We start from the raw sequence: 21,238 nt of genomic DNA, 5'->3' as shown, positions 1-21,238 counted from the left end.
TTGCCCTCCCCATCACGCGAACACCTGCGGCGGCCGGGCGGCGGTCAGTTCGGCGAAGGCGCGGCTCAGCGCGTCGATCTGGTCCTTGTGGGCGCCGTTGGGAAACAAGCTCGCCTCCTCCAGAAATGCATCGTTCCAGGCGCCGCGGATCAGGCGCAAGTTCCCGGCCTCGGCCTGGGCGGCCACCGGGGCGGCGCGCGTGACCTTGTCGCCGCTTTCCGGGCTGGCCTTCACGCGAAAACCGGCCAGCCGGCGCACCAAGTAGGCCGCCTGGGCCTTGCCCGCCTGCCCCGGATCCTGGGGCAGGGCCACCAGGCAGCCAGCCCCGTCCTGCCGGGCGCAGGTCAGGATGGCGCGCTCGACCTCCAGGCCGCTGCCGCGCAGGCGCAGGATGTCCTCGATGTAGAAGATCCCCTCGGCCGAGCGGCTCAGCTTCACGCCCACGGTCCAGTCCGGGTCGCTGCCGGCGTTGGCTCTGGTGGCCGCCAGGTCCCAGCCGCGTACCGAGGTGCAGTCGGCCGGCAGGGCGCCGGCAAGAGCGAACCAGTCCCGGCGGAACAGTCCGCCTTCCCGCGGCGCCGGCCGCTGCTGCAGCTGGCCGGCGGCGGCGTAGCTGCCCAGCGTGTCCTTCAGGCGCGCGACCTTGCGTGCCGGAAACTGCTCCGGCCACAGCAGCTCACCCGCCCGCCGGCGCGGATCGGCCGGCCCCAGGCGGGTGACGCAGCGCCGGTCGGGCTCGAACTCCATGGGCAGCATCAGGTGCTCGTAGTCCAGGGCGCGGGCCAGGATCAGGCCGCTGACATCGCGCTCGTGCACCCGCTGCATCACCACCACCAGGGCCGAGCGCGCCGGGTCGTTCAGGCGCGTGGGCACCGTTTCCAGGAACCAGCGCAGCGTGGCCTCGCGCACCCGGTCCGAGTCCGTCTGCTGCACGTTGTGCGGATCGTCGATCACAAAACGGTCGCCGCGCTCGCCGGTGGCCAGCCCGCCCACCGAGGTGGCCAGGCGGAAGCCGCCGGCCCGGGTCTCGAACCGGGCCTTGGCGTTCTGCTCGCGCGACAGCTGCACCGCGCCGCCCCAGCGCGCCCGGTACCAGTCCGAGCCCACCAGCCGGCGGCAGCGCAGGTTGTCGCGGATCGACAGCCGCTGGGAATAGCTGGCCAGCACGCCGCGCAGCCAGGGCCGGCCCAGCGGCCCCCATTCCCAGGCCGGCCAGAAGACGCTGACCGTCAAAGATTTCATGGTGCCCGGCGGCACGTTGATCAGCAGGCGCGTGATCTCGCCCCGGCTGACCGCCTCCAGGTGGCGGCAGAGCGCATCGATGTGCCAGTTGCCGCGATAGCGCCGCCCCGGCTCCAGCACCGGCCAGGCCAGCTCGATGAAGGCCGACAGCGAACCCGCCGCCTCCAGCCGGTCCAGCGCCGCCAGGCCGGCCTCCGGAGTCTGAAGGGCCGCCACCTCAGCCAGAGTGGAGTGCTTGCGACCTGTCACGGCGAGGGCTCGTTTCTCCCGAATTTCCGGCCTTCAGGGACCGTCCGGCAGCATCTGCCTGGGTCCTGCCCTGCCGGAATCGCTGGACAGTCGCCGGTCAAATCCCAACCTTTGGATGAATGATTGCCGGATGCACCGGCAACACGGGCGGGTTTTCCCGCCTGCAACCGGCCGCCCCGCACGGCAGGGGCCAGGCCTCTCATAATCTGCACCCAAAGGAGGCATCATGTCTCAGAGCAATGCCCGCACCGCCAAGGACCACACCGCACAGGAGGCCTCGACGGACCCGGCGGACGCCACGCCCACACGCGGCGGCATCAGCCGCCGGGGACTGCTCGCCGGCTCCGCCGGCCTGGGCCTGGGCACGCTGATCGGCGCGCCACCGGCCCTGGCCCAGAAGGCCGGCCAGGTCCAACTGGCCGAGCACGACCACAGCGGCACCATGAGCAACCGTCTCTATTCGGTGAACCCCGCACACCCCGACATGGCGGACATTGCCGAGAACCCGGCGAACGTGCCACCGCCCATCGAGCGCAGCGAACCGGCCACCGTCCAGGTCGAGCTAGAGACCATCGAGCTGGAAGCCCATCTGTCGAACAACAGCACCTTCCGCTTCTGGACCTTCAACGGCACGGTGCCCGGCCCCATCATCCGGGTGCGCGTCGGCGACACGGTCGAAGTGACCCTGAAGAACGCCGACGACAGCTGGATGATGCACAACGTGGACTTCCACGCCGCGACCGGTCCCGGCGGCGGCGCCGAGGCCACCACGGCGGGCCCGGGCGAAACCAAGAAGTTCAGCTTCAAGGCGCTCAATCCCGGCATCTATGTCTATCACTGCGCCGTGCCGCCGGTGGCGCTGCACATCGCCAACGGCATGTACGGCATGATCCTGGTCGAGCCCGAGGAGGGCCTGCCTCCCGTGGACCACGAGTTCTATGTCATGCAGGGCGAAATCTATACCGAGGAATCCTTCGGCACCTCGGGCCTCCTGACCGAAAGCTACGAGAAGCTGCTCAACGAGCGGCCGGAATACTTCGTGATGAACGGCCACGTGGGCGCACTGACCGACCACTACCCCCTGAAGGCCCAGGTGGGCGAGTCGGTGCGCATCTTCTATGGCTCCGGCGGCCCGAACTACTCCGCCTCCTTCCACGTGATCGGCGAGATCTTCGACCGCGTCTATCCCTATGGCGCGCTGACCAGCCCGCCGCTGGAAAACGTGCAGACGGCCACCGTGCCGGCGGGCGGCGCCATCATGACCGAGTTCACCACCCAGGTGCCGGGCACCTATGTGCTGGTGGACCACGCCCTGTCGCGCGCCGAGCGCGGCCTGGCCGGCCACCTGATCGTCGAGGGCGAGGAGAACCACGAAATCTTCAACCCCATGGAAGAAGATGAGGCCTGACATGACGGCGCCCAAAGGGCGCTGACATCAAGGTCCGAAACAGCGGCGCCCCGGGGCATCACACCCCGGGGCGTCGTTCTTTTGTGGGGCGCCGTTCGTTCCGGGCCAGCCGCTTGTTCAGCAGGCGGCGCAGAAAGGCCCGCTCGGAGCGGTCCAGCTGGGCCGCGGTCAGCAGGGCCTCCGCCCGTTCGGCGCCCCCATCCGCTGTATCTCCCGCAACGTTCCTCTTTCCAGAACCGTCCGACGCCGCACCCTCAGCAGGCAAGGCCGCCGCCCGGCGCGTCATCTCCTGCACCCAGCGCCGCGCCTCCATGCGCAGGCGGGCATGGCTCAGCGCCAGGCGCCCGTCGCCCTCCGGGTCCGCCGGCTCGCTGCCGTCCGCAATCTCCAGGATCTCCTCGGCCCACTGCTGGCGCTGAAGCTGCAGGGCCAGGGCGAAGCGCCGCGCCAACTCCGGCTCACCCGCCAGCGCGGCCAGCACCGCCCCGCGCTCGGGAATGCCACGCCGCCCGCAGAGCTGCCCCAGCACCTCCCCCGCCGCCAGCCGGCGACAGAGCCGCTCGCGCCAGTCCTCGACTTCATCTTCCCCGTCCGCAGCCATCGGCCTTTCCCCACGAAAAAACCCGCCGCCCCAGGGGCCGCGGGTTCCGCTCAAACTTTTCGATGATGCGTGAACATAACCGGAACATGCCCCGGCTGTCAAGGGCAATCCAACTAAGCTAAAATTGTCGCGTTTACCATTTACAGCCTTGGGTGGTTATTCGTATGATGCCGAGAATCGAGTAAATATTTGCGAATCGGTTGAAAATGTCATCGCGTCGATCATCACCCCAAGCAAATTTTCTTTATGCTCTAATAAGGAGTGGCTATCTACCCTCTGAAATACCTCCAATAATCACAACAAAATATTTTTCTGATTATTGCAAAAATAACTTTAAGTATTTAAAGAAGAATAGAAAATCGTTACTTAAGAAAGTTACAAAATATAATACATTTACATCACCAAAGCCTAATTACGGTAGAAGAAACTTAGCTTTAGTTCACCCTCTCTCTCAATTAAATTTATCCATAGTTGTTACGGAAAACAGAAAAAATATTAAAGAATTAATAAAAAAGAATAATACATCATTTTATATATTTGAAGAAGATATAAATAATAATAAGGCCTTTAAAGGACTTGATTTTAAAGGATGGAAGAATAGGAAGAATGAAATATATTCTGAGTACAAATACATATTAAAAGCAGACATATCTAGATTCTTCTATACAGCATATACCCACTCTATACCCTGGGCTGTCATAGGCAAAGAAAAAGTAAAAAACTATTTATGCAATAATGATAGAAGACTAAAAAAGCATTGGTCCAGCGAAATAGATAATGGACTTCAATTATGTCAATCACGAGAAACTTTTGGAATACCTGTAGGACCTGATTTATCACGTATAATCGCAGAAATACTAATGAATGGAGTTGAGAATGATAAAAATTTCATAGAATATGCTAATAATAAAAACATTATTAGACTAGTAGATGATTTTTTAATTGGTTTTAATGATAAAGATAGCGCTGAAAATGCTTTAACTAATTTACGAAAATCTTTATGGGATTATAACTTACAATTAAATGAAGATAAAACTTATATAACAGAATCAAAATTTTTGTATAGAGATGAGTGGGAATTAGAGTTTGATCTAATCAATGTATCTAATAATATATTTTATCAAGAAAAAGAAATTCTTCATTTAATAGATAAAACACTTTTTCTTTGTGAAAAATACAATACTGGTGCACCAGCACACTGGGCGTGTAGGAGATTATCAAAATTAAATAATTTTCATAATAATTTTTTTATAATAATAGATGGGTTATTACGGCTTTCACGCGATTATCCATCTTGTACTAATCATGTAGCTGAATTTATTATAAATAATAAAGATATATGCCTCTCAAACGATAGACACGTAGAGAAGATTAGAAGTTGGATTATTTACCATCTTCATCAATATTTTGATCAATCAAAGGATTTTGAAATCAGTTGGGTTCTATTTGTAAGCGGATCCCTAAACATTAAGATTCGAGATATTGATATAAATTATTACGATGTTATGCCTGATCCAATAATTTTTACTATTTTTGGGTTATTAAGAGAGAACCATGTATTAGACATACCACTATCAAAATGGAAATGGAGGAAAGAGCTAAGGAAGAATGGCTTATATAGCGAGTACTGGTTGCCATTTTATGAATCCGTAAGACGAAAATGGACATCAGATCAAAAATTGATTCAAAGCGTTAAATATGATCCTGTATTTAGTAAAATGCTTAATAATAATGTTACATTTTTAGATAATGAAATATTTACTGCTGGAAGAATAGATGTAGTAGGTAGGAGGTATAGTAAATATAAATACCATGTATTTAAACAAACAAAAGATGATAGGTATATATAATTTATACTAATACATAGTAATTTTTTTCTATTTTTATTCTAGAAATTTAAGGATAATTAATTCTTGGGTGAACAGGGAGATCAGGCTTGGCGAAACTACGAAGGCAGTACAGCGTTGGATCTTACCGCACGTTACGAAGCCCTGCAGCCAGAGCTATTGCATACTGGTCTGAGTGACCTGCTGCCCAAAACCCCAGGGACCATCCTGGATGTTGGCGCAGGCTCCGGCAGGGACGCTGCCTGGCTGGCTGGCCTGGGCCATGAAGTGGTTGCAGCGGAGCCTTCGGCTGACATGCGCGCCGAAGCGCAACGCCTGCATCCGGAGGCACTTATCCACTGGGTGGACTCTTACCTGCCTGGCCTTGATGCAGTCTATCGTCTCGGCTTGACCTTCGATTTCATCCTGCTCTCCGCCGTCTGGATGCATGTTCCTCCGAATGAACGCCAGCGTGCCCTCCGCAAGCTGCTCGGCCTACTGCGCCCTGGCGGTACCTTGGCCCTGACCCTGCGGCATGGCCCAGCAGAACCTGAACGCCAGATGCACCCGGTCTCGGCCGAGGAGATTAACCGCCTAGCCAAGAGCCATGGCGCTATGGTGGTACACGAGGAATCGGCCCCGGACGGACAGGGCCGCAGTGAGATCACCTGGACCCAGATGGCGCTACGGCTGCCCGATGACGGCACCGGCGCCCTACCCCTACTGCGTCACGTCATCCTGAACGATCTGAAGACCGCCACTTACAAGCTGGGCCTGTTGCGTTCGGTCGCGCGGGCCGCCGACAGTGCCCAGGGCATGGCCCGCAGTGCCGGTGACGAGGCCGTGTCGGTTCCGCTGGGGCTGATCGCACTCATCTGGCTCAGACTCTACAAGCCGCTGCTCGACAATGACCTGCCCCAATCCCCCCTTAACAGAGCCAGCACACAGGCGCTGGGGTTTGCCAAGCAAGGCTATCAGGCCATCTGTCACCTTTCGCCCCTGGACCTGCGCCCCGGCGCAACATTCACAGGGGCGACGGCAAGTGCACTTCATCAGGCGCTGAAAGAAGCCAGCGCCACGATCCAGCAGATGCCAGCGCACTACATGACCTGGCCGGACTCCGACAGGCCCATTCTGGTCGCAAGGCGCGGACGCGTCGGCAGCGCCCCGCAAACGCTACGCCTGGAGGAAAGCTATCTTCGGCAGTTCGGAGAAATCCAGGTGCCCCTGCATCTCTGGCGGGCGCTGGCCCGTTATGATGCCTGGATCGAACCGGCCCTCGTCAACGAATGGGAACGATTGATGTTCACCTATGCCGAACGGCAGGAACGCCAGCTGGATCGCGACACCCTGGCTCAGGCCCTGCGCTGGTCGGACCCTGAGCGCAATGTTGCCTATGCCCGGAGGCTTGCCGCACCCCTGCTGGAGCAGAACCGGCTTTACTGCGTGTGGAGTGGCAAGCGCCTGTCGGCCAGGTCTCTGGACATCGACCACTGCCTGCCCTGGTCGGCCTGGCCCTGCGAGGACCTCTGGAACCTCATGCCCTCGGACAGAAAGGTGAACCAGAACCAGAAGCGCGAGAAACTGCCGGCAGCAGAGCGCCTTGCACAGGCAAGCGACACGATCATCGACTGGTGGCAGCAGGCCTATATCGACAGCGGCGAAGCCACTTCCACGCGCTTTTTCACCGAGGCCTCCTCATCCCTGCCGGTAGATGATCCTGGGAATGACCCTGGAACAGTCTTCTCCGGCCTCAGCGCCAAACGACTTGCCTTGAAGGCAGACCAGCAGATCAAGGAGTGGTGATCGATTTAACCGTTGTGACCCTATCCATTGAATAGCCAATCAATTCCACTTTTTAACTGCCTTCGATAAGCACTCCAGAAGGGGCATCCTCAAATGACAGATATCAACCATTTCCAGACCTACTCACAACGAGAAAATCACGTCACCAATAATACTCTGCTGATGCTTCGGCACGTATATCGTCTTTCCCCCTTCAAGCTTGAGCAGATTCTCAATTCAATGGTTGGCGAGGAGGTCATCGAGGTAGGGCCGCGATTTACGCAACAGAGAAGGGCTGCATACAGCGTACCTGACTGCGTTATTGAGCAGGCAAGTTTCCATATATACGTGGAGGCCAAGCTTGATTGTCCTCTCTCAGAACAGCAGCTAGACGCGCACCTTCTATCGATACACGAGCATAGCCATAAGAAGGGTTCTGCCTTTCTGGTCGGATTGGCTCCGGAAGCGCTTCCTGAAGAAATTCTGAAGCGTGTTCAATCGAACGCCGCAGAGTTTGGAATCCAGTTCAGCGTTGTTTCCTTCGCTGAACTGCTGTCCGGGCTTCAGGAAGTCTGTGAAGATGAACCTGAACTAGAAGATATTCTCAATGATTATCACTCATTCATTGCCAATGAAGGCCTGCTGCCGGATCAACACGAAAAGCTGGTCGCCTTTCTCTGCGGCACCTCATGGCATGAGAACATAACACATGGCGTTTATTATGAACCCGCATCTCGCAACCCAAAATGGGCACAAGCCCACTTGATCGGGACTTATAAGGACAAGTGCATAACGCACATAGGGAGAATCAAGGCAGTTGCTATATGCCAAAGAGGCGGAAAAGGACTCGAAGTCCTAAATGACGAATTTGGAGAATTAAAAGACGAGGATCATTATAGAATCGAAGCCGCCATTGACGGAGCAGCATACTACTATCCTGATTTTGCCCAAGAGCCACACAGATTCTATGTTGTGGAAAGCTTCTTTGAAGCAAATTTAAATAAGGCATCCTCTGGCGGCATGCTTGGACATCGATACTTCAACCTCGTCAAGGACTTCAATATTGATCTAGACAAATTCAGCGACATTGAAGCTATTGCTGAGGAGCTTAGTAACAAAACATTTAGTTAGACACATACCTTTCGGGTATCCTGGTCCTAGGTCATGTGGACTCCGCGCATCTGGTGGGAACGCTGGATGACCCTCTGTAACTATCAGGCACGACAGTCGATAGCATCTTGCGCGAAGCCATGGTCAGCAGTGGACAAAGGCAGCTCGCCAGAACCTGCCAAGTTGGATAGCAAGGAATAATCAGCCCAGTCTGTCTAGCTCCATAGTAAGGTATAGAGATGAACAGCGAACACTTCACGTCTGTGTGGGATGCCATCGAGGATACCCCGGAGCAGGCCGCAAACATGAAGCTGCGATCGACGCTGATGATGGCAATCAAGGATCACATTGTCCGCGCGGACCTCACCCAATCCCAGGCCGCCAGGCTGCTGGGCGTGACCCAATCACGTGTGTCGGACCTCATGCGCGGGAAGAGCGAGCCGTTCGGGCTGGAGTCCCTCGTCAACATGGCCACGGCCGCCGACCTGGAGATCGATTTGCAGATCAAACCGCGGACGCTGGAGACGGCGTAAGCCACCGGCCAGTTGCCTCACTCATTTGCTTTGCACACGGTCTGGACAGGGCGCTGACACGCGATGAAGCGCGCCACGATCAGCGCGCAATCGTCCAGCTGCTTGTATGTTGTCAGAAAATTTAATATGTTTCTGACAACTGTAGAAACGACCATGATATCGATAGCCGAAAACATACTGAACGAAGCCAGGAAACAACCTGAGGGCACCGTCATCACGGCCAGGGGCATGCTGCACCTGGGCAGCCGGGCGGCAGTGGACCAGGCACTCTCGCGTCTAGTTCGGAGCGGGCATTTGATGCGCATTGCCCGCGGCGCCTATGTCGTCCCTGTCAAAAGCCGCTTCGGAGCCCGCCCGCCCTCCGCCAAAAGGGTCATCGAGGCCCTGGCCGCCACAGGCGGCGAAAGCATCGCCGCGCATGGCGCGGCCGCTGCGAATGCCCTTGGCCTGACCAGCCAGGTCCCCGTTCAGCAATGCTTCGTCACATCGGGGCGCGGAAAGCGCCTGAGCCTCGGTGCCCAGACGTTGGAGATCCGACATGTGCCGCACTGGCAGATGGCCTTGAAAAGCCGGCCGGCCGGCGATGCCATTCGGGCGGTCGCGTGGCTGGGCGAACGGCATGCGCGACAGGCTTTCGCGAAGCTCCGTAAAACCCTGCCCGAAACCGAGTGGCAGGCCCTGACGTCGGCACGCCCCCTGCTGCCCACCTGGATGGCCAAGGCCGTGAGTGAAGCCGCCGCAAATGAAACCGGGGCCAATAGGTAAGGCGATCTTCGAGCTCTCTGCCGAGGATCAGGGCAAAGCACTGGAGACCGCTGCCGCTCATTCGAGCCAACCAGCCTATCTCCTCGAAAAGGTATACAAATGAACAGCGAACGTTTCACATCTGTGTGGGATGCCATCGAAGACACTCTGGAGCAGGCCGCGAACATGAAGCTGCGATCGGCGCTGATGATGGCCATTAAGGATCATATTGTCCGCACTGGCCTCACCCAGTCCCAGGCCGCCAGGTTGCTGGGCGTGACCCAGCCCCGTGTATCCGATCTCATGCGCGGGAAAATCGAACAGTTTGGGCTGGACTCCCTCGTCAACATGGCCACGGCCGCCGACCTGGATATCGATCTGCAGATCAAACCGCGGACGCTGGAGACGGCGTAGGCGATCAACCTTTCAAGCCCACGCCTCAGGCATCCTGCTTCTCTTCTGCGCCCTGAAGCTGCGCGCGCAGTTCGGTCTTCAGGACCTTGCCGTAGTTGTTCTTGGGCAGCTCTTCCACAAAGACGTACTTCTTGGGCTTCTTGAAACGCGCGATCTCCGCGCTGCAGGCGGCGTCCAGGGCGGACGGCTCGGGCCAGGCGCCGTCGGCGGCCACGACGAAGGCCACGACGATCTCGCCCCACTCGGGGTCGGGCGCGCCCACCACGGCCACTTCCCGCACCGCTGCGTGGGTCAGCAGGGCCTCTTCCACCTCGCGCGGATAGATGTTGGTCCCGCCCGAGATCACCAGGTCCTTGGCGCGGTCGTGCAGGGTCAGATAGCCCTGTTCGTCCAGCTGCCCCAGGTCGCCGGTCCACAGCCAGCCGTCGCGCAGGGACTTGGCGTTGGCCTCGGGATTGTCCAGATAGCCCTGCATGACCGAGGCGCCGCGCACCACCACCTCGCCCACTTCGCCGGCGGGCCGGTCACGCCCCTGGTCGTCCACGACGCGCACCTCCACCACGCTCTGCGCCCGGCCAACCGAGGCCAGGCGCCGCGTCCAGTCGGGATGGGCGCTGTCGGCCACTTCGCTGCGCGACAGGGCCGTGATGCACATGGGGCTTTCGCCCTGGCCATAGATCTGCACGAAAAGGGGCCCGAAGACCTGCAGCGCCTGCTGAATATCGGCGACGTACATGGGCCCGCCGCCATAGATGATGGTCTTGATCCCTTCTCCGTCTACACCCCGACGCTGGGCCTCCTCGGTCAGGCGCTTGACCACGGTGGGGGCCGCAAACATGGAGATGTTGCCGATGCGCGGCGCCAGGTCCAGGACCTCGGCCGCATCGAAACCGCCGCTTTCCGGAATGACATGGCGCGCGCCGCGCAGCACATGGACGAAGTTGTAGAGACCGGCGCCGTGCGACATGGGCGTGGCATAGACGATCGCGTCCTCGGGCTGAACCGCATCCACGTCCAGCTGATAGCTGAGCGACATGGCCATCAGGTTGCCGCCAGTCAGCATCGCCCCCTTGGGCCGCCCCGTGGTGCCGGAGGTATAGAAGATCCAGGCGGTCTGCTCGGGCGGCAGGGGCACGGGCCAGTCCATCGGCGGCGTATCGTAGAGCGCCGCAAAGCCCGCGGCGCTCACCTCGATCACCTCCAGCGCGCCAGTCAGGCCGCCCGCCGCGCGGAACGCGCCGGCAGAGGACAGGAAAACCAGCCTGGCCCCGGCATTGTCCAGGATCCAGTCCACCTCCTTGGCGTGCAGCTTGGCATTTATGGGCACCGCCGTCGCCCCGGCGTACCAGATGCCATAGAGAATCGGCAGATAGTCCGGACAGTTCGGCAGCACCACGGCCACCCGGTCGCCGGGGCCGATGCCGCGCGCCTGCAGCGCCGCGCCCAGGGCCGCGCTCTGCCGCGCGAAGGCGCCATAGTCGGCAATCTGCCGCGCGCCGTGGAACAGGGCCGGCGCCCGGGGATGGGCGCGCGCCGTGCGGGCCAGCCACTCCGCAGGGTTCATCGACGCGCCTCCAGCACCGAGCAGTAGTTGGCAACCCCGCTGCCGCCCATGTTGAAGACGGCGCCCAGCTCGGCGCCCGGCACCTGCATCTCGCCGGCGGCGCCGGCCAGCTGACGCGCCGCCAGGACATGCATGGAGACGCCCGTGGCGCCCACGGGATGGCCCTTGGCCTTCAGCCCGCCCGACAGGTTGACCGGCAGCCGGCCGCCCTTCAGGACCTGGCCCTCCTCCAGCAGGCGCGCGCCCTGGCCCGGTTCGGCCAGGCCCATGGCCTCATAGATCATCAGCTCGGCGATGGTGAAGCAGTCGTGGACCTCGGCGAAGTCCAGGTCGTGCACCTGGATGCCGGCCCTGTCGAAGGCGCTCTGGAAGGCGCGGCGCGGCCCCGGCAGCTCGGTCATCTCGCGCCGGGACATGGGCAGGAAATCGCTGACCTGGGCCGTGGCGCGGAAGGCGATCGCGCGCTTGAAATCCGCCGCCACCTCCGGCTGCGCGATCACCAGGGCCGCCGCGCCATCGGAAATCAGCGAGCAGTCCGTCATGCGCAGGGGTTCGGCGATCATGGGGTTCTTCTCGGAGACCCTATTGCAGAACTCGAAGCTCAGCTCCTTCTGCAGTTGGGCCAGGGGATTGGACAGGGCGTTGGCGTGGTTCTTGACCGCGATCCGCGCCAGGGCCTCGGAGGGATCGCCGAAGCGCTGGGCGTACTGCCGGGCCAGGTTGGCGAAGATCTGCGGGAAGCTCTGGCCCGCTTCCTCCCGCTGGTACGAGGCGCGGGCCAGGGCCTGGGTCACGCCCGGCGTGTCCAGGTGCGTCATCTTCTCGACGCCGACCACCAGGGCGATCCGCGCCACGCCGCTCTGGATGGCGTTGAGCGCGGAGTAGATGGCCGCCGAGCCAGAGGCACAGGCGTTCTCGCAGCGTGTGGCCGGCGTGAAGCGCAGGCCCTCGTCGGCCGCCAGCACCAGCGAGGCGGGGAAGGCCTCGTCCACCATGCCGGCGTTGAAGTGCCCCAGCCAGATGCCGTCCACGTCCGCACCCGAAACCCCCGCGCTCTCCAGGGCCTCCCGCGCGGCACTGCGGATCAGGTCTTCCAGGTCCTGGTCCTTGTGGGCGCCAAAGGGGGTGTGCCCCCAGCCGACGATTGCAGGTTTCATGGCCGAGCCTCCTTGCCTTTTTCTGATCCTTACTCTCACGTCTTGGCCAGCAAATCGCAACCGGATCGGTCAGCCCGGGATTGCAGAGCGCGCCTGGAGCCGCATAATCCGCAGCAGCCTGACAACAAACGGAAGACCGAGCCGCAGATGACCCAATCCCCTGCCCCCCTGTCGAACGCCTTCAATCCCGAGAGCATCCTGGACGGCCTGCTGGAGTGGGTGGCCATCGAAAGCCCCAGCTACGACCGCGACGCCGTCAATCGCATGGTCGACAAGGTGGAGAACGAGTTGCGCGCCCTGGGCGGCGCCATCGAGCGCGTCGACCAGGACCAGGGCTTTGGCGACGTGCTGCTGGCGCGCTTTCCGGGCCAGCACGAGGGGCCGGGCATCCTGATCCTGGGGCATGTGGACACGGTGCATCCCGAGGGCACGCTGGACGGCCCCCTGCCCATCCGGCGCGCGGGCGACCGGGTCTATGGCCCCGGCATCTTCGACATGAAGGGCGGCCTCTACCTGGCCGTCCACGCCCTGCGCCAGGTGCTGCGCGACGGCGGGCGCCCGAAGCTGCCTGTCACCGTCATGGTCATTCCCGACGAAGAGGTGGGCACGCCCAGCTCGCGCCCGCTGATCGAGGCCGAGGCGCAGCGACACCGCCACGTCCTGGTGCCCGAGCCCTCGCGCGAAGGCAAGCTGGTGACCGGCCGCCATGCCTTCCTGCGCTTCCTGCTGCGCTGTCACGGCCGGCCGGCCCACGCCGGCGCCGACAACCGCGCCGGGCGCAGCGCCATCAGCCAGATGGCCCGGGTGATCCAGCAGGTGGAGTCCTGGTCCGACTTCGATCGCGGCGTGACCTACTCCGTGGGCGTCATCCATGGCGGCACCTTCGCCAACGTCATGCCCATCGAGTGCACGGCCCAGCTGCTCTGCGTCGCCCCCACCGAGGCCGACATGGAGGAGGTACGCGCCCGCGTCCTGGGCCTGGCCGAGCAGAGCAAAGACCGCCACATCGAGGTCGAGGAAGGCCCGGTGCGCCCGCTGTTCAAGCCGCACGCGGGCACCCTCAACCTCTATGAAACGGCGCGCGCGATTGCCGCCGAACAGGGGCTGATCCTGGAGCACGGGCAGTTCGGCGGCGGCAGCGACGGCAACTTCACCGGCGCCCTGGAAATCCCCACCCTGGACGGCCTGGGCGTCTGCGGCGGCGGCCCGCACACCCACGAGGAACACCTGCTGGTCAGCTCCCTGGAGCCCCGCTGCCGCGTCCTCGCCGGCCTCCTGGAACGGTTGGCGTAGGGGGCGGGTGCACCTTACTCATGCTTGACGTGTCACCATCTGGTGACTTACGGTTATGTCACTATAAGGTGACATAAGAACTTCCGGCATGAACACAGCACCCCAACGCGATGCGGAGACCACCAAGGTCCGACTGCTCCAGGCCGTGGACTCGGTCATCCTTGAGGACGGCTTCGGCGCGCTGGGCGTCAATGCACTGGCCCGGCGGGCCGGTGTCGACAAGGTGCTTATCTATCGCTATTTCGAGGGGCTACCCGGTCTTCTGGCCGCCTATGCCGAAGAGGGTGACTTCTGGTGGCAGGTCGATAGCCTGCTGACCGAGCCGCTGCCCCGGCCCGGCGAGGCCGAAGCCTTGCCGAACGCGCTTGCCCGCATCTTCGAACGCCACGTCACCTTCCTTCGTCACCATCCGGTGACACTTGAGGTACTGGCCTGGGAAACGGCCGAACGCAACGAATTGACCATCGCGCTCGAAAGCGTGCGCGAGGAGCGCAGCTTGGCGCTGATGCGCAGCCTGGCGGCGCGCTTCGAGGTGCCCGCCCCAGAGCTGATGCGCCAGGTCGGGCCCATGTTCGCCCTGCTCGGCGCGGCCGCCAACTACCTGGCCGCCCGGGGCCGCCGACTGGGCCACTTCAACGGCCTCAATCTGCACTCGGACGCCGGCTGGGCCACGCTCTGCGACAGCGCCGCGCGGATGCTCGCCACCGCCGAGCTGCCCACTCCCACCGAATTGCCGAGTCCCGACTGGGAGGAAACGGAGCAACGCGCACGCCAAAGGGAGGACAGATCATGAGCCACGCCTTTACTCGTCGTCAGGTTCTGGCCGGCACCTTGGGCGGTCTGGCCGCGGGCGGCGCCGGCGGCCTCGCCTGGCGCAGCTGGACCAACGGTGTCTTCTCCGTCGGCCAAGGAGCGGCCTATGAACCCTGGCATTCCTGGCGGGCAGCGGCCGCGGAGGCCACACCCCGGGAGCCGCAAGCCCTCGTCCACGCCGGCATCCTGGCCTCCAACGCCCACAACACCCAGCCCTGGCGCTTCCACATCGAGGATGGGGCCATCGCGCTGCATGCCGACCCCGAACGCCACCTGGGCAGCTTCGATCCCTTTCGCCGGGAACAGACGCTCTCCCTCGGCTGCGCGCTCGAGAACATGCTCCAGGCCGCCGCGGCCCAGGGCCTGCAGGCCGAGGTGGCGGCACCCCCCGGGCGGATGACGCTGGATTCCGAAGGAGGCAAAGCACCGGCCGCCCGGATACGCCTGACGCCGGGCGAGCCGCGGGAGAGCGAGCTGTACCGCACGATCCCCGCGCGCCATACCCACCGCGGCGCCTATGACGGCCAGCCGCTGCCGGCGGACCTGAAGCGGGAGCTGCAGGCCTTCGCCCCCGACAGCGGCCCGCTGCGCCTTTTCCTGTTCGCGCCCGGGGACCGGATGGAGGCGCTCGGCAGGCTGATTGTCTCCAGCACCGAGGCCATCATCGCCGATCGGCAGATGGCGCGAGACAGCGCCGCCTGGTTCCGCTTCGACTGGAAAGCCGTCCAGGAACGGCGGGACGGTGTGACCCTGGATACCGTGGGCCTGCCACCGCTGCTCAACGCCGCCGCCAAGATCCTGCCGGCGCCATCCGACGAAGAGGCCGACCGGCAGTGGCTCGAGGGCACGCGCGATGTCCATGTCGCCACCGCGCCCCTGCTCGGCATGATCGCCGTCCGCGATCTCTACGACCGGCCCACCGCCCTGGACGCAGGCCGCTTGTGGCAGCGGCTGCATCTCTGGGCGACGGCGCGCGAGCTGGCCGCGCAACCGCTCAACCAACCGGCCGAGATGGTGGACCGCGAGGCGCAGCTGGACCTACCGCCCCGCACCGCCGAAAGGCTGGCGGAGATCACCGGGACCTCCGCCTGGCGGCCGACCTTCCTGTTCCGCCTGGGCCAGGCCGAGAGCACCGCTCGCCTGAGCCCCCGCCGAGCCCCGGAGCAGGTCATCATGAGTTGAGCGTTGGCAGTCCCTTGCCTGTCGCCTCTTCCCTCCCGCGACAGACCGGAGAGACTGCGGGGAGGCATCATCCGGGCTTCGAGAGAAGGAGTAAGCCTCGGCCCTGAGTTTCCTGTTTCGCCCGCTGCAGAAAGCCATAGAAAGCGGGATTCCGGCCGCCGTGACCTTGGTTCAGAAAGCCTCAATTAAACCACATTCACTCTGTAGTTTTGTATTTGATATGCAGGCCAGAGGTCCGGCGTCTCGCGATGTCAGAGACACGACCCGCCGCTCCTTCCCCGCATCCCTTGAGACAGGCCCGGACAGCAGCCGTTTGCGGTGCGCCCGGGCGAAGGACTCGACCATGCCAGCGCAAACGAAACAGACGGTCGTTCACTTTTCCGCCCCCTTCTCCCTCAATGGCCTCGACGGCATCCAGCCGGCGGGCGATTACACCATCGAGGAAGACGAGGACGAGATCCAGGGCACGACCTGGGTGGCCCGCCGGCGCCTCGCCACCTTCATCCACCTGCCGGCCACAAGCTCCGGGCGCAAGCCTAGAGAGACTGTACCGATCGACTACCTCGACCTGCTGGCCGCCCTGGCCCATGACCAGGCGCGCGACTGACCGGCCGCAACCGACAGCCCCCATCCCACACCCCGCGCCGCGGGCCAGGCCTGCGCGCAGCTTCCATGAAAGGATATCCCCATGGCCAAAGGCCAGAAACGCAGCAGCCGCGAAGCGAAGAAACCCAAGCAGCAGAAGGTGCCGCCAGCCGCCACTCCGCCCTTCGGCGGACAGCACAAGGCCAACCCGACCGCTGCAAGCCGCAAGACCCCCACTGCACGCTGACCAGCGGCGCGCCTGATCAAACAGGAGCGCTGGGTCACAAAGAACAAGGATATCCACCATGACCTCCCGAAAGACCACATCCAAAACCTCCTCCACCTCTCCGCCGGAGAAAGAGGAGGTCGGCAAATGGGAAAGCGAAGGCGGCGCTGCCGCCCCGAGAGAGACCGGCGGCCGCCGCGGTAATGCGCTGACCCGGATGGTCTGCCGCGTCTTCGGCCACTGCAAATCCAAGGACAAGGCCAGCCGGCCTTCCTCCAACGCCTCCTGACCTAGGCATGGATTGGGGCCGCCTGAAACTGGCGGCCCCTGCGCCATCCTAGCCGGATGCCCCAGGCCTACCGCAAGAGCTCGCGCGCGATGATGTTGCGCTGAATCTCCGAACTGCCTTCATAGATGCGGAAGATTCGCAGGTCGCGGAGATAGCGTTCCAGGGGGAAATCCCGACAATAACCATAGCCACCATGGATCTGCAGCGCGCGGTCAGCGATGCGCCAGGCGGCTTCCGAAGCAAACAGCTTGGCGTGCGCCGACTCGCTGGAGTAGCGTTCTCCGCTGCCGCGCAGGCGCGCCGCCTGCAAGCCCAGGGCGCGAGCAGCGGCCAGGTCGTTGGCGTTGTCGGCCAGCATCCACTGCAGACCCTGAAAATCAGCGATGGGCTGCCCCCCAACCTGTCGTTCCCGCGCATAGACGATGGCCGCATCCTGGGCCGCGCACGCAATGCCAGTGGCCTGGGCCGCGACTTCGATCCGGCCGTTGTCCAGCACCTTCATGGCAGTTCGGAAACCCGTTCCCTCCGCACCCAGGCGATTTTCTTCCGGCACGAAGCAGTCGAGGGACAGGCCAAAGACATGCCCGCCCTTCAGGCCCATGGTCTTCTCGTGCGGGGCGACCTCCAGGCCCGGCGTCTTCGCCGGTTCGACCACGAAGGCGCTGATGCCCCGAGCCCCGGCCGCGGAGTCGGTCTTGGCAAAGATCACGATGAAGTCCGCAGCCCCGGCGTTGGAGATGAAGCACTTGCTGCCGCGCAGGCGATAGCCGCCAGGCTCTGCCGTGGCTGTGCTGCTCATGTCGGCGGGGTTCGAGCCGGCCTGGGGCTCGGTCAGGGCGAAAGCGCCCAGGGCACCCTTACAGGCCGCCGGCAAAAAGCGGGCCCTCAAGGCCTGGTCTCCGCCGATCTGCAGCGAGTCGGTGGCCAGGAAATGCGCCGTCAGCAGGGAGGCCGTGGAACCGCAAGCTCCGGCCACCAGCTCCACCGCACGATAAAGTGCCGGACCGGAGAGGCCCAGACCGCCATGCTCCTCCGGCAAGTTGAGCCCCATCAGGCCCAGGTTCGCCATGGCCGGCAGGTGACAGGTCGCAAAGCGCGCCTCCTCGTCCAACGCAGCCGCGGCCGGCGCCAGCACTTCGCGTGCGAAGCGCTCGATCTGGTCCAGGACGGCGACCTCTTCCTCGCTCCAGTCCATCATGCCCGGGCTCCTTTCTTCGTGTCATCAAGTTCCCTGCGGATCTCGGCCCCATGCTCGTCCAGACCTGGCGCTGGCCGTACCTGGCCGCGTTCCACACCCGAGAAGTGCACAGGCTGTTCCGGCAACTGCAGTTCACCCAGATTTGCGTGCTGCGCGCGTACAGCCAACCCGCGGGCTCTTGCCTGGTTACTGGCGAAGGCCTCCTTCGCACTGTAGATCTCGGATGCCGGAACGCCGGCATCCCACAGGCGCTGCACGGCCTCGCTGGCACTCAGCTCCTCCGCCCAGGCGATGATGGCGGCCTCCAACAGAGGCTCGTTCCGGCGCCGCGCCTCGTCGCCGGCCAGGCGCGGATCCTCCAGCAGGTCCGGCCGTTCCAATGCCTTGCAGAAACGTGCGAAGAGGGGATCGTTCAGGACCGCCACGGCAAAGTGCCCGCCCCCGGCGGGATAGACACCGAAAGGCGCCGAGAGGGCATGACGGTTGCCCGTGCGCTGTGGCGTCTCTCCGCCCACCAGCACCCGCGCGCCGGCAGTGGGCATCATGGACAGCAGGGCGTCGAACATGGCCAGGTCCACCACGCGGCCGCGGCCCGTACGCGTACGCTCGAACAAGGCCACCATGATGCCCCAGGCGGCGAACAACCCACCTGAGACGTCGCCCAGGGATTCGCCGATCATTGTGGGCGGTCCATCGGGTTCGCCGGTCTGGTCCATCAGACCGCTCATCGCCTGCACGATAATGTCATAGGCCGGGCGTGTGGCGTTGGGCCCACTCTGCCCGAAACCGGAAATCGAGGCATAGACCAGGCCCGGGTTATCGGCCTGCAGCGTCGGCGCATCCAGGCCCAGCTTGGCCATCACGCCGGGACGGAAGTTCTCCACCAGAACGTCGGACTGGGCGGCCAGGGCCCGTGCCACCTCCAGGTCCTCAGGGTTCTTCAGATCCAGGACGATGGAGCGCTTGCCACGGTTCACCGTCTGGAACAGGGCGCTCTCGCTGCCCTTGAAAGGACCCACCTGGCGATACTCGTCGCCGGTGGGGCTCTCCACCTTGATCACCTCGGCGCCAAGATCAGCCATCAGGGCCGTGGCATAGGGCCCAGCAAGGACCCGCGTGAAATCCAGGACTTTTACACCCTGCAGAGGCTGAGATGTCTTTTCCATGGGCTGCTCCTTCATTCGATCAGGGCAGCTTAGTGACCACAGGGCTATGCCAAGAAATAATAGTTTGTCATAATAGTCATTAATGGAACCTATACCCTTCAGCTTTCGTCAGATCGAATACCTGCTGGCCGTGGCCGACAGCGGTTCGACTTCAGCGGCAGCACGGCAGCTCAACGTTTCGCAGCCTTCCATCTCTTTGACCGTGTCGCGGATCGAGGCCCACTTCGGAGCGCCGCTCTTCCTGCGCCTGGCGGGCCAAGGCATGCAGCCAACATCGTTTGGGCGAAGAAAGGTTGAGGAACTGCGCCTGCTATTGCGTCAGGCGCGCCAAACCCTTTCAGCCGAGGACGCAGATGCGACACCTTTCCAGCTGACACTGGGTGTCTTCTCGACGCTGGGGCCACTCCATGCACCCGGTCTGGTGCGCGCCTTCACCGAACGCCACCCTGGAGCCCGTGTCACCCTGGTTGAGGACGACCTCAGCGGTTTGCTGCAGGACCTACACCGCGGGCGTATCGACCTGGCGCTGGTCTATGACGTGGGCCTACCCAGCGAGATCGAACTGGTCCACCTGCGTGATGTGCAACCGCATGCCCTGGTGCCCGCCGACCATCGCCTGTCAGGGCGAGACGCCGTGTCCCTGTCAGAGCTGGCCAAGGATCCACTGGTGCTGATCAACCTGCCGCACAGCCGCGGCTATTTCCTTTCGCTCTTCCAGACGCAGGGACTCAGCCCGCGCATCGGACAGGAAACCAGCTCGATCGAAATGCTGCGATCGCTGGTGGCCAACGGCCTGGGCGTTGGCCTGCTGGCCACCGACCTGCCGCACAACCTGGCCTATGACGGTCGCCGCTTGCACCGCCTGGCACTCACCGACCTCCTGCCCCCAAGTCGCATCGCCCTGGCCCAGACCACCAACTGGCCCCCCAGTCCCGCGGCAGAAGCGTTTATCGAGCTAAGTCGGGAGATTTTGGGAGGGACAGGCTCTCACTCGCTTCTGACAGATAGCGGCCGTCCGGCACAACTGAACGATGAAGAATTTGCGACCCTTGAGAAGGTGCGCGACAAGACTCCTGCACGCCCGGTCAGCTTTGACTGAGTCCGGAGAGCAGCAACATGATTTGTGATTGAATATCGCTTGAAGGGTTGAATCGCCTTGAACGCGGCTGACTGGCAGTTCCACAGGGCGAAAGGCTTCACGCCGCCTCGAAGGACTCTATAGTTGCCAACTCCTGCTTCTTCTTCTCCGCCTCAACTTTCAGGTCATAGGCGGCCTGCATGTTCATCCAGAATTCCGGGCTTGTGCGGAAAAAGCGTGCGAGACGAAGGGCCGTATCCGGCGTAACCGGTGTTTCCTGTTTGACCAGGCGTTCGATGCGCGTGCGCGGCACGCCCAACCGCTTCGCCAAGGCGCCGGCGGACAACGCCAGGGGAACCAGATATTCTTCACGCAGAATTTCACCGGGATGAACGGGGGGCAAGATACTGGTCATCAATTGGTCCTATCGGCTTAATGATAATCGACAATCTCGACACTTTCTGCGCCGGCGTCTGTCCATATAAAACATATCCGCCATTGCTCATTGATGCGGATTGAATGCTGCCCCTTTCGGCTACCAACCAAAGCTTCCAGCCTGTTACCTGGCGGGGAGCGAAGGTCATTCAAGGACAATGCATGTTCAAGCATTGTCAGTTTACGAATGGCTGGTCGCAGCAAATCCGAGGGAAACCCTTTCGGCACTTTTCCGCGTGCCACAGTCTCGGTCTTTTTATCTCGGAAAGAGAGGATCATGCAGGCTTCCCATCTTTCTGTATCATTGCGTGATACATTCCTGATGTCAACATAAATGTAT

General features: G+C 62.0%; 22 protein-coding genes. 14 read left to right on the top strand and 8 right to left on the bottom strand.

Annotated elements, in window-relative coordinates; all coding sequences use genetic code 11:
• Positions 1–12: 12 nt before the first annotated feature.
• Positions 13–1,491 carry a phage terminase large subunit gene (gene terL / locus G502_RS21160; RefSeq protein WP_211217868.1) on the bottom strand — a complete coding sequence of 493 codons (1,479 nt, stop codon included), beginning with the start codon at positions 1,489–1,491 and terminating at the stop codon, positions 13–15.
• 226 nt (positions 1,492–1,717) lie between these two features.
• Between terL and nirK the strand changes: the two genes are divergently transcribed.
• Positions 1,718–2,899 (top strand): copper-containing nitrite reductase, encoded by a 1,182-nt coding sequence (gene nirK / locus G502_RS21155; RefSeq protein WP_022730048.1) that lies wholly within the window; start codon positions 1,718–1,720, stop codon positions 2,897–2,899.
• 58 nt (positions 2,900–2,957) lie between these two features.
• Here nirK and G502_RS0117840 read toward each other — a convergent pair whose 3' ends face one another.
• Complete coding sequence (locus tag G502_RS0117840; protein ID WP_022730047.1) at positions 2,958–3,500, bottom strand: terminase small subunit-like protein; 543 nt, start codon at positions 3,498–3,500, stop codon at positions 2,958–2,960.
• 206 nt (positions 3,501–3,706) lie between these two features.
• On the opposite strand from G502_RS0117840, the gene G502_RS22165 reads away from it, so the two are divergent.
• The 6 genes from G502_RS22165 to G502_RS0117815 all read left to right on the top strand — a co-directional run bounded on the left by G502_RS22165 (position 3,707) and on the right by G502_RS0117815 (position 9,912).
• The gene (locus G502_RS22165; protein WP_081649881.1) at positions 3,707–5,350 is read left to right on the top strand and encodes an RNA-directed DNA polymerase; all 1,644 of its coding nucleotides are present in this window, start codon (positions 3,707–3,709) and stop codon (positions 5,348–5,350) included.
• Between the two features lie 63 nt (positions 5,351–5,413).
• Positions 5,414–7,132, top strand: a complete 1,719-nt coding sequence (locus G502_RS0117835) for a class I SAM-dependent methyltransferase (protein WP_022730046.1) — start codon at positions 5,414–5,416, stop codon at positions 7,130–7,132.
• A 93-nt stretch (positions 7,133–7,225) separates the two neighbouring features.
• A complete protein-coding gene (locus G502_RS0117830) occupies positions 7,226–8,242 on the top strand; it encodes a hypothetical protein (RefSeq protein WP_022730045.1) in 1,017 nt (338 codons plus the stop codon).
• Between the two features lie 218 nt (positions 8,243–8,460).
• Entirely contained in the window at positions 8,461–8,754 is a 294-nt protein-coding gene (locus G502_RS0117825; RefSeq protein WP_022730044.1) for a helix-turn-helix domain-containing protein, read from the top strand.
• A 126-nt stretch (positions 8,755–8,880) separates the two neighbouring features.
• Positions 8,881–9,519, top strand: coding sequence for a DUF6088 family protein (locus G502_RS0117820; protein WP_022730043.1), 639 nt, complete (start codon positions 8,881–8,883; stop codon positions 9,517–9,519).
• Between the two features lie 99 nt (positions 9,520–9,618).
• Positions 9,619–9,912: a helix-turn-helix domain-containing protein gene (locus tag G502_RS0117815; RefSeq protein ID WP_022730042.1), complete on the top strand. Its 294-nt coding sequence runs from the start codon at positions 9,619–9,621 to the stop codon at positions 9,910–9,912.
• Between the two features lie 25 nt (positions 9,913–9,937).
• On the opposite strand, the gene G502_RS0117810 is transcribed toward G502_RS0117815, so the two are convergent.
• Together G502_RS0117810 and G502_RS0117805 are read right to left on the bottom strand one after the other, a co-directional pair.
• Positions 9,938–11,476: a class I adenylate-forming enzyme family protein gene (locus G502_RS0117810; protein WP_022730041.1), complete on the bottom strand. Its 1,539-nt coding sequence runs from the start codon at positions 11,474–11,476 to the stop codon at positions 9,938–9,940.
• Positions 11,473–12,633, bottom strand: coding sequence for an acetyl-CoA acetyltransferase (locus G502_RS0117805; protein WP_022730040.1), 1,161 nt, complete (start codon positions 12,631–12,633; stop codon positions 11,473–11,475). The genes G502_RS0117810 and G502_RS0117805 overlap by 4 nt, the downstream gene beginning before the upstream one ends.
• A gap of 147 nt (positions 12,634–12,780) precedes the next feature.
• Here G502_RS0117805 and G502_RS0117800 point away from each other — a divergent pair, with 147 nt between their 5' ends.
• The 6 genes from G502_RS0117800 to G502_RS0117775 all read left to right on the top strand — a co-directional run bounded on the left by G502_RS0117800 (position 12,781) and on the right by G502_RS0117775 (position 17,021).
• Positions 12,781–13,926 (top strand): M20/M25/M40 family metallo-hydrolase, encoded by a 1,146-nt coding sequence (locus tag G502_RS0117800; RefSeq protein ID WP_022730039.1) that lies wholly within the window; start codon positions 12,781–12,783, stop codon positions 13,924–13,926.
• A gap of 88 nt (positions 13,927–14,014) precedes the next feature.
• Positions 14,015–14,719: a TetR/AcrR family transcriptional regulator gene (locus G502_RS21150; RefSeq protein ID WP_022730038.1), complete on the top strand. Its 705-nt coding sequence runs from the start codon at positions 14,015–14,017 to the stop codon at positions 14,717–14,719.
• Positions 14,716–15,921 carry an Acg family FMN-binding oxidoreductase gene (locus G502_RS21755; RefSeq protein WP_022730037.1) on the top strand — a complete coding sequence of 402 codons (1,206 nt, stop codon included), beginning with the start codon at positions 14,716–14,718 and terminating at the stop codon, positions 15,919–15,921. The genes G502_RS21150 and G502_RS21755 overlap by 4 nt, the downstream gene beginning before the upstream one ends.
• Before the next feature lie 343 nt (positions 15,922–16,264).
• Positions 16,265–16,528, top strand: a complete 264-nt coding sequence (locus tag G502_RS0117785) for a hypothetical protein (protein WP_026989644.1) — start codon at positions 16,265–16,267, stop codon at positions 16,526–16,528.
• Positions 16,529–16,609: 81 nt separating this feature from the next.
• The gene (locus G502_RS22480) at positions 16,610–16,753 is read left to right on the top strand and encodes a hypothetical protein (RefSeq protein WP_022730036.1); all 144 of its coding nucleotides are present in this window, start codon (positions 16,610–16,612) and stop codon (positions 16,751–16,753) included.
• Positions 16,754–16,811: 58 nt separating this feature from the next.
• The gene (locus G502_RS0117775) at positions 16,812–17,021 is read left to right on the top strand and encodes a hypothetical protein (RefSeq protein ID WP_022730035.1); all 210 of its coding nucleotides are present in this window, start codon (positions 16,812–16,814) and stop codon (positions 17,019–17,021) included.
• A gap of 67 nt (positions 17,022–17,088) precedes the next feature.
• Here G502_RS0117775 and G502_RS0117770 read toward each other — a convergent pair whose 3' ends face one another.
• On the bottom strand, positions 17,089–18,219 hold the full coding sequence (locus G502_RS0117770; RefSeq protein WP_022730034.1) for an acyl-CoA dehydrogenase family protein: 1,131 nt from the start codon (positions 18,217–18,219) through the stop codon (positions 17,089–17,091).
• On the bottom strand, positions 18,216–19,385 hold the full coding sequence (locus G502_RS21140) for a CaiB/BaiF CoA transferase family protein (RefSeq protein WP_022730033.1): 1,170 nt from the start codon (positions 19,383–19,385) through the stop codon (positions 18,216–18,218). Before G502_RS21140 ends, G502_RS0117770 begins: the two co-directional genes overlap by 4 nt.
• Before the next feature lie 82 nt (positions 19,386–19,467).
• Between G502_RS21140 and G502_RS21135 the strand changes: the two genes are divergently transcribed.
• A complete protein-coding gene (locus tag G502_RS21135) occupies positions 19,468–20,484 on the top strand; it encodes a LysR family transcriptional regulator (protein ID WP_022730032.1) in 1,017 nt (338 codons plus the stop codon).
• A gap of 97 nt (positions 20,485–20,581) precedes the next feature.
• Here the strand turns inward: G502_RS21135 and G502_RS0117755 are convergent, their stop codons facing one another.
• Both G502_RS0117755 and G502_RS22155 read right to left on the bottom strand, forming a co-directional pair.
• Positions 20,582–20,878, bottom strand: coding sequence for a HigA family addiction module antitoxin (locus G502_RS0117755; protein ID WP_022730031.1), 297 nt, complete (start codon positions 20,876–20,878; stop codon positions 20,582–20,584).
• Between the two features lie 17 nt (positions 20,879–20,895).
• A complete protein-coding gene (locus tag G502_RS22155) occupies positions 20,896–21,177 on the bottom strand; it encodes a type II toxin-antitoxin system RelE/ParE family toxin (protein ID WP_081649878.1) in 282 nt (93 codons plus the stop codon).
• Between the last annotated feature and the right edge of the window lie 61 nt (positions 21,178–21,238).

It is taken from the genome of Fodinicurvata sediminis DSM 21159, assembly GCF_000420625.1.
In the GTDB taxonomy this organism is placed as follows: Bacteria; Pseudomonadota; Alphaproteobacteria; order Kiloniellales; family DSM-21159; genus Fodinicurvata; species Fodinicurvata sediminis.
The sequence above is the reverse complement of the archived record's forward strand: the minus strand, read 5'-3'. Positions and strand labels throughout refer to the sequence as shown.